This window comes from Microbacterium sp. A84, assembly GCF_051842815.1.
Classification (GTDB): Bacteria; Actinomycetota; Actinomycetes; order Actinomycetales; family Microbacteriaceae; genus Microbacterium.
On the sequence record NZ_JBPXMS010000002.1, the window covers coordinates 64704 to 79267 of the forward strand.

13 protein-coding genes are annotated in these 14564 nt (G+C 60.2%); 10 read left to right on the forward strand and 3 right to left on the reverse strand.

Annotated features, from left to right (window positions below; genetic code table 11):
• Positions 1–109: 109 nt before the first annotated feature.
• Complete coding sequence (locus tag ACSU04_RS10770; protein ID WP_439285993.1) at positions 110–322, reverse strand: hypothetical protein; 213 nt, start codon at positions 320–322, stop codon at positions 110–112.
• Between the two features lie 186 nt (positions 323–508).
• Here ACSU04_RS10770 and ACSU04_RS10775 point away from each other — a divergent pair, with 186 nt between their 5' ends.
• Together ACSU04_RS10775 and ACSU04_RS10780 are read left to right on the forward strand one after the other, a co-directional pair.
• On the forward strand, positions 509–1171 hold the full coding sequence (locus ACSU04_RS10775; protein WP_439285995.1) for a hypothetical protein: 663 nt from the start codon (positions 509–511) through the stop codon (positions 1169–1171).
• On the forward strand, positions 1168–1791 hold the full coding sequence (locus ACSU04_RS10780; RefSeq protein ID WP_439289479.1) for an RES family NAD+ phosphorylase: 624 nt from the start codon (positions 1168–1170) through the stop codon (positions 1789–1791). The genes ACSU04_RS10775 and ACSU04_RS10780 overlap by 4 nt, the downstream gene beginning before the upstream one ends.
• Before the next feature lie 3 nt (positions 1792–1794).
• On the opposite strand, the gene ACSU04_RS10785 is transcribed toward ACSU04_RS10780, so the two are convergent.
• Both ACSU04_RS10785 and ACSU04_RS10790 read right to left on the reverse strand, forming a co-directional pair.
• Positions 1795–3159 (reverse strand): sugar transferase, encoded by a 1365-nt coding sequence (locus ACSU04_RS10785; RefSeq protein WP_439289480.1) that lies wholly within the window; start codon positions 3157–3159, stop codon positions 1795–1797.
• Positions 3160–3417: 258 nt separating this feature from the next.
• Positions 3418–5181, reverse strand: coding sequence for a DUF4012 domain-containing protein (locus ACSU04_RS10790; RefSeq protein WP_439289481.1), 1764 nt, complete (start codon positions 5179–5181; stop codon positions 3418–3420).
• Between the two features lie 493 nt (positions 5182–5674).
• On the opposite strand from ACSU04_RS10790, the gene ACSU04_RS10795 reads away from it, so the two are divergent.
• From ACSU04_RS10795 to ACSU04_RS10830, 8 genes are read left to right on the forward strand one after another with little or no spacing between them, the layout of a single operon-like run.
• Positions 5675–6460 (forward strand): glycosyltransferase family 4 protein, encoded by a 786-nt coding sequence (locus ACSU04_RS10795; RefSeq protein ID WP_439289482.1) that lies wholly within the window; start codon positions 5675–5677, stop codon positions 6458–6460.
• Positions 6423–7550: a polysaccharide pyruvyl transferase family protein gene (locus ACSU04_RS10800; RefSeq protein ID WP_439289483.1), complete on the forward strand. Its 1128-nt coding sequence runs from the start codon at positions 6423–6425 to the stop codon at positions 7548–7550. Before ACSU04_RS10795 ends, ACSU04_RS10800 begins: the two co-directional genes overlap by 38 nt.
• Positions 7547–8575 (forward strand): glycosyltransferase, encoded by a 1029-nt coding sequence (locus ACSU04_RS10805; protein ID WP_439289484.1) that lies wholly within the window; start codon positions 7547–7549, stop codon positions 8573–8575. Before ACSU04_RS10800 ends, ACSU04_RS10805 begins: the two co-directional genes overlap by 4 nt.
• The gene (locus ACSU04_RS10810; protein ID WP_439289485.1) at positions 8572–9414 is read left to right on the forward strand and encodes a glycosyltransferase family 2 protein; all 843 of its coding nucleotides are present in this window, start codon (positions 8572–8574) and stop codon (positions 9412–9414) included. Before ACSU04_RS10805 ends, ACSU04_RS10810 begins: the two co-directional genes overlap by 4 nt.
• A complete protein-coding gene (locus tag ACSU04_RS10815) occupies positions 9411–10214 on the forward strand; it encodes a polysaccharide pyruvyl transferase family protein (RefSeq protein WP_439289486.1) in 804 nt (267 codons plus the stop codon). The genes ACSU04_RS10810 and ACSU04_RS10815 overlap by 4 nt, the downstream gene beginning before the upstream one ends.
• A 23-nt stretch (positions 10215–10237) precedes the next feature.
• A complete protein-coding gene (locus tag ACSU04_RS10820) occupies positions 10238–11683 on the forward strand; it encodes a lipopolysaccharide biosynthesis protein (RefSeq protein WP_439289487.1) in 1446 nt (481 codons plus the stop codon).
• Positions 11680–12711, forward strand: a complete 1032-nt coding sequence (locus ACSU04_RS10825; protein WP_439289488.1) for a glycosyltransferase family 4 protein — start codon at positions 11680–11682, stop codon at positions 12709–12711. Before ACSU04_RS10820 ends, ACSU04_RS10825 begins: the two co-directional genes overlap by 4 nt.
• Positions 12712–12713: 2 nt before the next feature.
• Positions 12714–14162 (forward strand): O-antigen ligase family protein, encoded by a 1449-nt coding sequence (locus ACSU04_RS10830; protein WP_439289489.1) that lies wholly within the window; start codon positions 12714–12716, stop codon positions 14160–14162.
• Positions 14163–14564: the final 402 nt, after the last annotated feature.

Consider the following 14564-nt stretch of genomic DNA (forward strand, 5'->3'; position numbering starts at 1 on the left):
TTTAATCCTTTCATAAATTTCTCCGCGGGCGCGACCTACCGAATTGATCACATGGGCCAGGCACAAAAAAGGCGGCACACCCGAAGGTGTGCCGCCTTTCGCGAAACTATTACTCGTTGCCGACGGCCTTGTCGGCACCGTCGCGAATCTCGTCGATCTTGTCGGCGGCTCCCGGAGCGATCTTCTTGGCGAAGTCGGCGACACCGTCGAGAACCTTGTCGCTGACGTCCTCGGCCTGCTCGCTCTTGACGACCTCTTCGATCTTGTCCTTGTTCTGCTCGAACAGGTCCTTGCCCTTGTTGACGATGTCTTCGATTCCCATGTCGGGTCCCCTCACAAGTGGTCGTAGCACCGGCGGCTTCTGCCGGCATCTTTATTCTGCCTCTCTCTCCGCCGGAGCGGAAGAGTCACGCTGCATAAGCCTCCGAATCACGCCTTGAGCGCACGCATTATCTGAACTAAGATGTCAAGTGCGCGGAGCCCTTAGGGTTCCACTGAAGGAGTCAGTATGACCATCAACACTGTCGGGGACGCGGACGTCTACGATGTGCATATTCTTCGGAGCGTCAAAGCACTCGTGACGGCCGCCCGAGCTCGCGGTCGCGATAACGACGTGGCAATGCTCATCAATGAGTCTGCTGAACTATTGACGAAGCGTCAGCCTCGCGGCGGTGCACTCTCACAGGAACAGGTCAACTTCCTGATCACGTCGGGGGCGTTCACCTCCGCGGAGTTCGTCGACACAGAGACCCACGTCGCCGGCGGCGGCCTTGCACGCGAAGAACGCGAGGCCCAGTTGGCTTCGCTACTGGATACCAGCAGTGCCACCGAGGTCGCGCAAATGCTCGGCATCGACGATTCGCGCGTGCGGCACCGCCAATCCAAAGGACTGCTATATGCCTTCCTGACCGGAGGTAAGCGCCGCTACCCGCTGTGGCAGTTCACCGGCAACTCCACGCAGCCGGTACTGCCGGGTCTTGCCGCCATCGTTGAGGCGATCCCCGAGGGTATGCACCCCGCATCGGTGGAAGGCTTCATGTCCACACCACAAGAGGACCTCCGCATGGATAGCGGTTCAAGCTCAGTTGCTGTAACCCCCATTGAGTGGCTCCTGAAAGGTGGCGACATCAAGATGGTGGTCGGCGTGCTGGACAGCTTCTTGCAATCGTGAAGGTTCCCGCTACTCCCCCAGCCGCATTCGTTTTTGAGACAGCGCACCGGCGCAGCTTCCAGAGTGCACTGTGGCGAGTGTTCCGCACAGAAGGCTCTCATGCTCTTGCCTGGAACGAGCTGCGTCGATACGGACCTGTTCCAGGCATGCGCTTCGACCCGCACCCGCCGCCGGCTGACATGCATGCCGACATCGGAGTGCTGTACGCCGCAACGACGCCACACGCTGCTCTCGGCGAGGTGTATCAAACGACCCGCGTCATTGACCGCTCGGTGGGTGGTGCGACGGTTGTCGCGTGGATCCCGTCGCGGCCGCTGGTGCTACTGGATCTCACCACAAACTGGCCGGTGCTCAATGGCGCGGCTGCGTCGATGATGATGGACGACAAGCACACGACCCAGGCGTGGGCTCGCGCGATCGACGAGCGCCACGGGGATGATCTTGACGGGCTCTACCACCGCTCATCCATCAATGATGAGCCGCTCGTGACACTGTTCCGGCGCGCAGAGCAAGTAGCGTCGTTCCCTTCTCGGGTGAGCTTCAGCGCGCTACTCAGCGACACCCTCGCAGATGAGCTGGTCGCTCAAGCAAAGAAGCGCCTCGGCTACCGGTCGCTATAGGAGTCAGTGCGCGGACGCTCCCGGCGCGACGACCGCGCGCACGGTGCGGAACAGAATGATGATGTCTTGCGTGAGCGACCAGTTCTCGACGTAGTACAGGTCCAGACGAATCGTCTCCTCCCACGACAGGGAGGAGCGGCCACTCACCTGCCAGAGCCCACTCATGCCAGGCTTCACGAGCAAACGCCGGTAAGCGATGTCGTCATAGAGCGCCACTTCGGAGTCACGCTGCGGGCGCGGCCCGACCAGGCTCATCTCACCGCGGAGCACGTTGATGAGCTGAGGCAGCTCGTCAACGGAGTGCTTGCGCAGAAAGCGTCCGACCTTGGTGATGCGGGGGTCGTCGTTCACCTTGAACAGCGGTGTGTCGCTGTTGCCCTGCAGGTCGAGCAGGCTGGCGAGCTGGTCGTCGGCGTTAGCCACCATCGAGCGGAACTTGCGCATCCCGAAGGGACGACCACCCCGGCCGATGCGCTCCTGGTGGTAGAAGATCTTGCCCGGTCCGTCAACGCGAATTGCGATCGCTGTGGCGAGGAACGCCGGCGACAGCAGCAGCAGCAAAAGCGAGGAGCCGACGATGTCGAAGGTGCGCTTGAGGAAGCGCTTGGCGCCTTCCATGCGAGGGAAGTCGACGTGTACGAGAGGCAGCCCCGCAACCGGGGTGTTGTGCAGACGTGGGCCGGCGATGTCGGTGAGCGCCGGGGCCATGATCAGCTGGATATCGCGATCAGAGACCGCGTAGCCGAGGCGACGCATCGTGTCGGGGTCAAGGTCGTCGGAGCCGACGATGATGAGCGCATCGATGTTCGCGTCATCCAGGGCTGTCTCGGCATGGGCAATGTCGCCGAGAACGTTCAGATCAGGAATGCCCTCTGAAGGCACTCCGTTGGTGATGACACCGACGATCGTGTAGCCGCTGCCCGAGGTGCGTCTGATCTGCTTGGCGACATGCTTGACCTTCGAGGGCTCACCAATGAGCACTGCCCGATGCAGATAGAGTCCCTTCCTCTGCTTACCCCGCAGCCACTGACGCCAGAGCCAGCGCGAGAGGACGAGAAGCAGTAGCCCGACCGGAAAGATCACGGCGACGAGTACACGGGAGAGATTCATCCCCAAGAAGAACGCGAGAGCGACGGTGATCGCGAAGACGGCGACCGTCGCGTCGGCGATGCGGCGGTATTCGAGGATGCCCTGACCGACCATGTGTCGATCGCGGCTGTCTGTCGCGTCGAGGCCGAGCAACCAGATCACGCCGATGATCACCAGCGCCGCACCGTAGGAGAGCCTGGGCCCACCTGACCAGGTGACTGCGGAGTAGATTCCGGGGCTCACGAGCAGCCATCCCCCGACCAGGGTGATAACCAGCACGAGGAGGTCACTGTAGAAGAGCCGACTCGCATAGCGTCGCGGCCACACGCCGCGTCGTGGTCGAACGGCTGGCATCCCTGCCGAATTGTCCACCTGTTCAGCCCCCGCTGCGTGCGTCTGCACAGTATCTACGACTATGCAGATCACCCCCTCGTCCGATCGCTTCTGGTCGCGCTGGGCTTTCCCCAGCGTCGACACAGAACCGGAGTTATTCTAACTCACTCGGTCTCTACTCACAGATGGGCACGCCTGCCCGATTCAGTTGGCGCAGCCGTCAGTGACGACCGGAGCAGCACCACGAATCATCGGATTCGTCTGCACTGCGAGCGGGCCGAATTCGCCCTGCCCAGTGAACGTCGCGTTCACACTCACCTGCTGACCGGGGTTGAACCACGCCTCGAACGCGACAACCGGGCGACCGAGATCGTCGATGTCACGGTGCATGACGGAAGCCTTCTCACCGTTGACTGTCGCGTCCGCCAGTGTGGTGCCTGGGGGGCCGTATACGAAGACCCAGTCACGGAAGGTCGTGCCGTACGTCATGCTCTGCACATAGCGTGGCAGTCCATCTGCCTCCTGCTGAGAGATCGGCAGCGAGATCGACGCATCCACGCTGAACGTGGCGTTGTTTGCTTCACAGACCGCGCCTGCAGACACGGCCGTCTCCGTGTAGTAATCGATCTTCGAGCCGTTGCTGTTGTTGAAGTACACACCGATGGTGGTGGCTTCGCCGTTGTCCGTCGGCAGGATGCCGCTGACGCGCGAGCCCGCAATCGCCTCGGTGACCGCTTCGTCGTCGCTCCAGACGAGGATACTCCCCCGCGAGGCGCTCTCATTGATCGCCCACGCCATGTCTTTGATGTTGAAGCTGCCGGTCGCGACCTTGTCGAAGACTGCGCCCGCCGCCGCCGCGAAGAAGCCGTCGACGAGGTCGGGGTACTTATAGGCATCCCAGCGCTTGTAGATGTCATTCAGCAACAACGAAATCGCATTGTCCGACGTGAGCACGTCGCCTGTCGGCAACTCGATCGGGCCGGTGGCCACCAGGATGCGTGACAGCGCGAGCGGGTCGATGGAGATGACGCCGTCGATCTGGTCGGGCGCGATATCGCGCTGCCACCAGGCGCGCATGATCTGTGCAGCGGTCGGGAAGTCAGGGCGGCTCATGCTGGTGTTGATGTGATCGACCAGGTAGCTCGTGTACAGGTCGGTCGCACTCTGCGGGACCTCGACGTCGATGGCACTGCCGTTCTTGTAACTGCCGCTGTTGCCCTGCGTTCCCATCGAGATGTTGCCGTTGTCGACGTTCACCAGCGTCTGCGCGGCTGCACTGCCGCCGAGCGCGAGGGTCTCTGCGTTGTTCTGGAACACCAGCAGATAGTTTCGTGCTCCGTCAGCGCCGAGCAGAGTCGGAAGCATCTCCAGTGCCGGCGCCGCGGCCCCGACAACGTCGTCGACCAGTTCCACGCCGCTGCGCACCTGACCGATAAGGAACGGCGACTCGCGGACCGCGGACAGATCGTCTGCGAGCTGCCCGATCTGCTCGGACTGCGCCTGGGCGACGATCATGAGCTGTGAGAGCAGCGACTGCCCTTGCTCGCTCGTGTTAACCACGGGCAACGCGACGTCGTTGACAAGTAGGTCGAGCGACTGCGCTGCGAGGCGAACGCCCTTCAGATTGTCGCCGGCGACGGGAATCCATTCCAGGACCGCCCACACCGGGTCGGATGCCGCAGCTCCGGCACTGGCTGCGTGCTCAGAGATACCGGCGAGCGCCGCGTCGACATCACCACCGTTCTGGACGTCGCTGATCAACTGCTGGCTCTTCTCGAGGCCGTTCTTCACCGTAATGGCTCGGAACCCCACCCAACAGGCCGCGAGGAGCAGCATGATGGCCGCGATGGCGACAATAAGCCAGGTGGTGCGAGCGCGCTTGCGGCGACGCTCCTGGCGACTCTGGGCTTCGGCAACCGTATGCTGCTCAGCAGCGGCGCGCGCCTCTTTTCGGGACACGTGTGGCACCGTGGAAGTCTATCGGCAACGGCCCTGAGCGATCGCTGATCGGACCGTTCGCTAGATCGCGACTGATTCACGCCGCCCGTCTTCCTCCCAGCCAGCCCAAGGCAGTCCCAGCAAACGACTCAGGCAGCATGTGAAATACTGATCTTGGCCAGGACCGGGGGGATTACTTGGCCACCCACATATCGCATCCCCCAACGCGACTGAAGGAGTTACCGACTTGGAGCCCAGCATCCTTGTCGTTGCACCATGGCTTCAGGGCGGGGGCGGACAAAAGGCACTTCAGGGTGTCCTGCGCGGTTTACCGCGTGACAGAGTCCGGCTCGTCGTCCTTTTCCGCGGCAATCAGAACTCTGAGTCGCTCCATGACGACGTCGCCGAGACCATCTACCTGGACGCAGCACGTACTCCGCTCGGCATCGTGGACGCACGGCGAAAGCTTGCGCCTTACCTCCAAGCCGCAGAAAGCATCTACTCGCTCATGCGAGCGAGTCATATGGTGCTCGGCATCGGTTCTACTCGCATATTGCGAACCAAGCGCTTCGCAGCCACGTTTCATCAGCTGCCGTCAGAGGACAGCAAAGCGCTGATTGGGAAACTGGAAGACATCTTGGTCCGACGTTCAGTGAACTACGCAGGGCTCGTGACCGCACCGAGCCACCGCGCCGTAGAGGAAATCGCCGAACACAGATTCGCCGGTCGCGACGCGATCCGGTTTGAGGCAAACGTAAGTGACGCTAGATCAGACGATTTGCTGCCCCCACGCGACGGCAGACTCGACGCAGTCCGCCTTCTTTTCGCTGGACGTCTGACCGAACAGAAGGGCCTCGATCGCATCCGGGTCCTTCTGCAGGCGAGTTCCGTGCCAATTCACCTTCGAATCGCAGGCGATGGTGAGCTCCGCGCGAGTGCCGAATCTCTTGCTAGTTCGACTCCGCAACCACACCGTGTCGAGTACATCGGGCACACAGATACGCTCCCAGCTGAACTGGATTGGGCAGATGCGCTGTTCATGCCGAGTCGCTGGGAACTCAACCCGATGACGATCTGGGAATCCTGGGCACGCGGAAGGCCAGTATTCGCTTCAGACCTGGAAGTTTTCCGCGATCTGGCCACCCAGGGGCCACTGCTCATTTTTGCCGACCCGAGTGAGTTCGGCGCTCGCATCGCTGAGTTCAGCCGCTCGCTACCCGCGCGGCAGGAGGCTCACCGAGCCGCCCTTGTCTCATTCCAAAGACACACAGATGAAAGGCGATATCTTGCCAAGTATCTCGCCGGCTAACCGACCACCTCATGTGCTCATACTCCACGCATACAGCCCTTCAAACTCCGGCGATGGGCTTCTCGTCGATCTGGCGATCGACCTGGTCCGCCGCGTTTCACCCGAGTTCACGTATCAGGTAGTTGCTTCAGACGCCGATGGTTTCGATGATCCTCGTTTTATGCAATGGCGTTCGCCACTGAAGTTCCCGCGCGCACTTCGACGCATCTCAATGGCGCTGACGGGTGTACTTGGGCCGACAAACGAGGTGCGCAAGGTCGCTCGTGATGCAGATCTGATCGTTGCAGTTGGCGGCGCGTATCTACGCGGCGGTAGCACGGTTGAATCGCTCAAGAGCTGGGGGGCGCACCACGGACAAGTGAAGCTCGCCGCACGTCATGGCGACAAGAGCGTCTATTTTCCACAGAGCATTGGACCGTACGGGCGCCTCTACGGTGCAAGAACTCGCAAACTCCTAGGACGTGTGCGTCGGGTCTATGTTCGTGACGACCGCACCGCGAGCGACCTGGCAGAGCTGTCGAACGTGGAGCGGGTGCCTGATATGGCGATTCTGGAATGGGCTCGGAACGTCGACGCCACTCCGATTGGCGCGCTGGGGCGACCGGTGTTCATCGCGCGCAATCTAGGCGACCCCCGACGGTACTACGACCTTCTCGCTGAGGTCCGTGACTCTGATCAGTTCGATTGGGCAGTCCAAGCGACGGGTAGCGCGAACAATGACGCCCCCCTCACCGCGGAATATGCCAAGGCCGAAGCGCCGCCTCTCGCTAGCGTCCTCGGCGAGAAAACCCCGCGTATCGTCGTCAGCACTCGACTACACGGGTCCCTGTCATCACTGATTGCCGGTTACCCCACGATCCACCTCAGCTACGAGCGAAAGGGCTACAGCGCTTTTGCTGATCTCGGCATCCCTGAGTATGCGATCTCCGCTCGAGACGCAACCCTCCCGCAGATCGCAGAGCTCATGGAACGTATCGAACGCGACCCACAGAAGTACTGGGAGTCAATCAGAGCGCAACGGGAACAGATCACCGCCGCTGAACAACGCATTGAACGCGACGTTCGAGCCGTCATCTCAGGGGAACGATGAACGTCGACTCGAAACCCATAATCGTCCATGTCACGGAGGCCTTCGGCGGCGGCGTCCAGTCAGCGATCGCACATTTCATCGAGCAGACTCCCGATCTCAAACATGTAATCTATGGCAGAGTCCGCGCGGGCGAGCAGACCTCCGTTCCAGCAGAGGCAGAGAGCATCGCGCACACCGGCTCCTTCCTTAACTTCGCCACGCAGTTGCGCAAGATCGTGCGCGACCGTCAGCCAGTAGCGGTGCACTTCCATTCCAGTCTGGCCGGTGTCCTGCGCCCAATCGCAGGGGCACCCCGCGTGGTGTACTCCCCGCACTGCTTCGCATTCCAGCGCACAGATATCAGCGCCGCGCATAAATTCATGTACCGGGCTGTCGAGCGGGCAATGGGAATGTTTACCGACACCGTCGTGGCCGTAAGCCCACATGAAGCGGACGAAGCAGCTCGATTCGTTCCGCTTTCGAAGGTGACTAGCGTGTCAAATCTCGGATCAATCGAGCAATTCGAGCCATCCAGGCCCCGCGGTCGCACGGTCATCACTGTCGGGCGTATCGCTCCCCAGAAAGACCCAGAATTCTTCGCCACTGTCGCGAGGAGTGCGCCCGCCACCAACTTCATCTGGATCGGTGACGGCGATCCAGGCCTGCGCACCCATCTCGAAGATGCGGGCGTGGTCGTCACTGGTTGGCAGACCAAGATGCAGATCTCGGAGGCTCTGCGCAACGCTGACTTATACATACACACTGCAGCGTGGGAAGCGTCGCCCATGTCTCTTGTCGAAGCCCTAGCCGAAGGGTTGCCCGTGATCTGTCGCGATGAACCATCGTTGCGCTCCCTCGGCTATCACAGCGTTGTCGGACCCGCCGAGGCCTTGGCCACGAAGGTCACCGCATTCTTCGAGAATGCACACGCCCGCCAGGAGGTTATCGACGGCGCAGCCTCGGTCGTCGAGTCACTGCGAGCCATCCCAACTCACGATCGCCTCGTCGGGGCTTATCTCGGTACGGAGCAGGTGGTCGCAGTATGACAAAGATCGACATCATCATCGCGGCGTTCAATTCTGAGGACACCATCGGGGCAGCCGTGCGCAGTGCCTTCAAAATTGCCGACGCAAGCGTGACAGTCGTCGACGATGGTTCCACGGATAACACCGCGCAGGCCGCCCGAGAAGACGGCGCAACGGTGATCAGCCAAACCAATCAAGGCGCATCTGCCGCAAGAGCCAATGGGCTCCTTCAGACTTCCGCGCCGCTTGTGACGTTCCTCGACGCGGATGACGAACTCATCGCTGCTGGTGTGCACCACTCGATCGAAATGCTGAACGATGACCAGAGCGCTGTTGTCTGCGCCGGGCGGATCGAAGGATTCACCGCTGCCGGAGAACTAGGCATTCGTCCCCGCCATTTCGAATCAGTGACGCCTGAAACTCTGATCCGCACGGGTTTCGGCCCGTGGCCGCCCGCCGCGGCAGTTGTGCGACGCATTGCACTAGTAGATGCAGCCGCGAAGGCACCCACACCGTTGAACACGCGTTATGCGGAAGACTACGAGCTGATCATCCGGCTTGCGCGTGTCGGCGACGTCCTGATGCACGAGATGCCCTCAATGAGATATCGCATGTATGACGGCAAATCGAGCACAGCTGCCGAAGCTGCGCTTCGCGACAAGGAGCGAATCCGCGGCTTTTATGCAGAAGCTTTGGGGATCAAAGCCGACCTGCTCACGGAGAAGCAACTACGCGCTGCAGGAAAGATCCGTGCGGCACGAGTCAGTTTCTCGAAGAAACGTTATCTATCCGCCCTCGGTTCGCTTGCGCACGGCGCATTGATCAACCCCATCTTTGTCCTCCGAAAGGTAACGAAATGACGCGGAACCGTGGGATCGAGATTGTTCATTGGAACCCCCGCCGGTTTCGGGCAAGCGGCCCCCTCAATCGCCTGGGTGCTGTAGGCCCGCGGATCAACAACTTTGGAGATCTTCTCGGCCCCCTGATCATTAATGAGATCCTCTCCCAGGAGGGGCTTGCAAATCCGGTTGGACACGCGGCACAACGAGTCCTTGCCGTTGGATCGATTCTCGGCCTTGCACGGCCCGGCGACGCTGTCTGGGGCACTGGCGTCAACGGCAAATCAATTGACCATGAGGTTCGCTTCGAGGATGTAGCGTTCACGGCGGTGCGTGGTCCGCTGACCCGCGCTTGGGCCACCGAACGCGGAGCTACCGTGCCTGAGGTATATGGTGACCCCGCGCTTCTGCTCGGCGCGCTGTTCGGAAGAGAGAAGCTGTCGGGCGCTGGCGAACAACGCAAACTCACGGTCGTGCCGAACTTCCACGACTTCGCGGCGTCTCCACGCAACCAAGATGTCCTGAACCCTCGTTCATCGGTGACGGCTGTGTTGCAACGCATCGCCAACAGCGATTTTGTGTGCGGGTCGTCGTTGCACGGTGTGATTGTTGCAGAGTCGCTTGGCATCCCCGCACGTTTCATCCGCTCTTTGCATGAACCCAAGTTCAAGTACGACGATTACATGCTCGGAACGGGACGAAGCCCAGCCGAGTTTGCCTCTTCGGTCGAAGAGGCACGCGAAATGGGCGGTCAAGACGGCCCTCAGTTTGACCCGAGACACCTGCTCGAGGCGTTCCCCCGCCATCTCTGGACGAAGTAGCTCCAGTGGCGGATGATCTCAACGTGAGTATCGGAAGACAGGCGTCTCGTGGGGCGACCTTCACGATCGGCGCCCAAGCAGCGCGACTTCTCATACAACTAGCCGGGATCGTGATCCTCGCCCGGCTACTGTCGCCCACGGATTACGGATACCTGACAATGGTCGTGGCGATCATCGGCGTCGCTGAACTGCTCCGTGATTTTGGTCTCTCGTTCGCGGCGATTCAGGCAAAAACCCTGAGCAATCAGCAACAGAGCAATCTGTTCTTCATTAACACGGGGATCGGGGCGGTTGCCACCCTCGTAGTCGCGGCGACGTCTCCTTTGATCGCTGCGCTGTACGGGGAACCCCGACTCGTGCCCATCGTGCTCGCGCTCAGCGTCACCTTCCTCATCAACGGGGTCACAACGCAGTTTCGCGCTAAAGCAACCCGCGATTTACGATTGTCTGCCCTGGCCGTCACTGAGACAGTGGCCCCATTCACCGGCCTCATTATTGCGATCTTCCTTGCGCTTGCTGGTGGCGGGTACTGGGCGCTGGTCGCGCAGCAGATCATCACAGCCTTGGCGACCTTGCTCGGATCGATATACGTCGCGAAGTGGCGCCCAACTCGTTACCGACGCAACACCGAGATTCGATCCCTCGTTGCCTTCGGTGCGAACATTTTCGTCTCGCAGGTAGTCACTTACGCCAGCCGCAACATCGATTCTGTGATCGTCGGAGCATTCTTCGGTCCGGCTCAGCTCGGTATCTACAACAAGGCATTCCAATTCTTGATGTTGCCACTGAATCAACTAAATGCGCCTGCCACCAGAGTCGCGATGCCTGTTCTATCACGATTGCAAGATGACGCTCCAGGTTTCCGTCGCTATCTGCTGACAGGGCAGACGATGCTGTTGCATCTGATCATGATCGTGTTCGCAGCCGCCTGGCTCGGAGCTGACCCGTTCGTAACCGTAATCCTCGGCGACCAGTGGTCAGGTGTCACTGAGATCTTCCGCGTCCTCGCCATTGCGGGCTGTTTCCAAGCCGCGGGATATGCGACCTACTGGTGCTTCCTGGCGCTCGGGCTATCAGGTCGTCTGCTCGCATGGTCGCTGACCACACGGCCAATCATTATCGGGGCAATCGTTCTCGGCGCCGCAGTCGGAGGTGTTCCCGGGGTCGCTTGGGGATACACGATCGCGACCGCAGTGATGTGGCCCCTCGGAGTGATCTGGGTCTCCCATCGGTCGAACGCTCCGGGCCTCGCAATCTTTACCAACGGGCTTCGTATCTTACTGCTCTATGGCTTCGCGGCAGCGCTCAGTGAGTTCGTGAGGCGCCTGTCCGGGCTTGACGGCGTACCCGGGGCACTTCTTGCTCTAGGCACCCTACTCGGCACCAGCGCACTACTGATTCTCGCCTTCCGCTCGTTCCGCAGTGACGTGCGACTCGTCCTGCATGCTGTCCGAAAAGGATTCTCATGACCGACCACAATTCATCTCTCCATCCTCGGGTGACGGTACTTCAATCCACCAATGCTCCCGACACCACGACCCGCTACATCGACCAAGTCGTGACACACGCGAGCGATGATGTCGAATTCGTTTACTTCAGTTGGCAGAATGCTCTACTAAAGCGCTGGGACGTACTCCACGTGCACTGGCCTGAAGCTCTCATGACTTCGAGACGGCCGTTGATACGTTCAGTGAAGGCCGCACTGCTGTGGGGACTCATAGCACGGGCCCGACTGCTGCGTAGGCCCATCGTCCGCACTCTGCATAACCTGGAGCCACACGAACAGCCCAGCAAGCTTGTCAACGCTGCAATGCGCATGCTCGAGCGCAACACAACTACCGCGATCTTGATCAACCGGCAGCCAGTTTCAGTTGCTGCCACCAACACTGCGACCATTCTGCACGGGCACTATCGGGAACGATTCACTTCGTACACACGGTCTCCACAGATTCCCGGACGAGTCCTCTTCTTCGGCCTGATAAGGCCGTACAAGAACGTCGACAATTTGGTCACGGCTTTCCATGAAATTCCAACCCACGATGCACATGCGAGCCTGCGCGTCGTAGGAAAGGCCGATAGTGAAACACAGCAGTCCCTCAAGAGCGCGGCCGACTCCGACGATCGAATCAGCTTTCGCTTCGGTTATGTCGAAGATGATGAGCTCGTGAGAGAAATCACGGCTGCCTCACTAGTCGTTCTACCGTACAAGGGGCTGTACAATTCCGGCGTTGCCCTTGCTGCTCTCTCTCTGGGAGTGCCAGTGCTCGTTCCTGCATCCGCAGCCGGAACGGAGTTAAGCGAAGAAGTTGGAGATGGGTGGATATACACGTTCTCTGACGACCTCGACGCCGAGCAACTTGCCGCAGCGATCCGTGATGCTGAAGCTAGTCAGCGCACAACTGAGCCGGCTATGGACGGTCGCAATTGGGATACCGTGGCGAGGCAGTATGAACAGGTGTATCGCGATGCGATCGATGTAACGCACCGGAGGAAATGAATATGGATAACGTAACTCTGTTCGCAATCGGTGCGCTCGCTTTCGCTGCCGTGTCGATCGCGTTCACGCCGAAGACTGCAGTATTTGCTGGCTTGATCTTCTCCTGCGCAGTGGTCCCGCGCGAGATCGTCACTTTCATCGCGGGCGACGATGATCACTCCGGGATGGCAAGCGCTGGTCTCTCGTTACACACTTACTCGGTCTTCGCCGTGCTACTGATTCTTGTGGTCGGTTTTTCTCGCCTTCGAGGAAGCATGCCGATCTCATTCATGCTGTTCACGTCTCTCGCAGTGGTACTCCTGCTCGTGAGCTGGGAGCAAGACGTGGCACGCTTCTCAGGCGTTCTTCTTTACGTCATCGGCTTCATCGCTTGGGCAGGTAGTTTTGCCTTCGCGCGCGCATTCAAGGAAAGCGAACGCATTCAGCAGGGATTCGCTCTGACGTTGTTCGTGATCGCACTCGCCCAGGCCGGCAAGAGCGCTCTCCAGCTTCTCGGGGTCCGAGACGTTGGCACTCTCATCTCTGGTGGCGAGATCATCACACGAGTCAACGGCACACTCGGACACCCCGGCACCCTCGCCAAGGCCCTCTTCTTTGTCCTCGTCCTTGCGTTGCCACTGACCCGGTCCGCCACGAAGAGTATCCGCGTGCTCTCATGGTCCACTATTGGCCTCGCGATGATCACAATCGGCCTCACGTACGGACGAGCCAACATCGCTGCGACCGGCGTGCTTCTCTTCGTTTGGTTCCTGTTTGGGATGCGAGTTCGCCTCCGTACTCGGCTCGTCATTATCGGGGCGTTGGTCGTCGCTGCGATCCCCGTTCTGCTTGTCGTGCTCCAACGGTCACGTTTTGACCCGTTCGGTGGGTCACGTCCGCAGCTGATCCCCGCAGCGCTGGAGCAAATCTCCAGAGAGCCCTGGTTCGGAATCGGACCGAACTCCTACATCGCTGTCGTCTCGCTCTTCGATAAATACACCAAACCGGATCTTCCTGTCCATAATTCCTTCTTGCTGATGACAGCCGAGCTCGGTTTGATTCTCACCGTCTTGTTCTTCGTGCCCATCGTCGTTGTGATTGTGCGATCGTGGACGGCGCGGAAGGCACGGACGGCGCGGACGGCGCGGAATCGAACGTATCCTGCCGACGGATACGCAATTGCTTTGCTCGGCGCCGTTCCTGGCCTGCTCCTCACTGCCGTCACCGGCTGGGGGCTGTTCTCCGAGTTTATGTTGCCGCTGTTTATGGTGTGCTTCGGCTTTGTGGCAGGTATAATCAGCACCCCCCGCCGTGCGTCGAAGAGTCCGACCATGGACCCCGTGAGCTTCAGCCGCGGACTCGCCACGGCACCGCTTGATGTGGTTTCCTGGCGTTTCTGGACTAGTGACTTCTGGATCTGGCGACCTTGGAACCTGCGGCGAACGGTTGTTCCCGTAGAAGACAAAGCATGAAGCTGATGTCGGACTTCCAACAAGGAGCCCGCCCCGAGATTCAGTCCCGTTTGACGCTACCGCTCAGTGCGTGGGTGCGAACTTCTTGCTTGATGATGGTTGCGTGAACGAACAGGGGTCCACACTGACCCCGGCCGTGTCTGCGATTCGCAACGACATAGCGATGAAGGACTGTTAGGGACCGATCTCTACTGCACTGCTGACAGCTGTCCGATGGTGATCGGCGATGTAGTCGTCTACCGAGATCGTCACCACGTGACCGGTACGGACGTGGAAAGTCTGGCGCCTACGTTGATGGATCCGATCCTCGAGGCTATCGAAGACGAGTAGGCCCCTCGGCACGACCGAGTATTCTGCGGTTTCATCTTCGTCGAGCCGTCTGGATCATAGCTGTTTCACTCA